Consider the following 272-nt stretch of genomic DNA (forward strand, 5'->3'; position numbering starts at 1 on the left):
AGGACGTGGTGGCGCAATGCCGCTCTGCGCTTGCCACTATCGAAACTGCTCTGGCCAAGGCGGGTGTTGGTTTCGCCGATGTGGTTCGGGTCAATTACTACCTGCCGGATGCGGCGGAATTTGAACCTTGCTGGCCGATCCTCGCCGAGACCTGTGGAGCCAACCCACCAGCTGCCACGATGATCGAGTGCAACCTGATCGCCCCGGAATTTCGCATTGAGATCGAAGTGACGGCCCTTGCGGCATCGGCATCATCGTAAGGAGGCTGAGAT

Annotated in this window: 1 protein-coding gene; it reads left to right on the top strand. The window is 59.2% G+C overall.

The features are described from left to right. Positions 1–260 (top strand): Rid family hydrolase (locus tag O4G76_RS20555; RefSeq protein WP_269398980.1); only part of this gene is annotated, 260 nt, incomplete at its 5' end. Positions 261–272: the final 12 nt, after the last annotated feature.

Source organism: Limimaricola sp. G21655-S1, assembly GCF_027213785.1.
GTDB lineage: Bacteria > Pseudomonadota > Alphaproteobacteria > Rhodobacterales > Rhodobacteraceae > Limimaricola.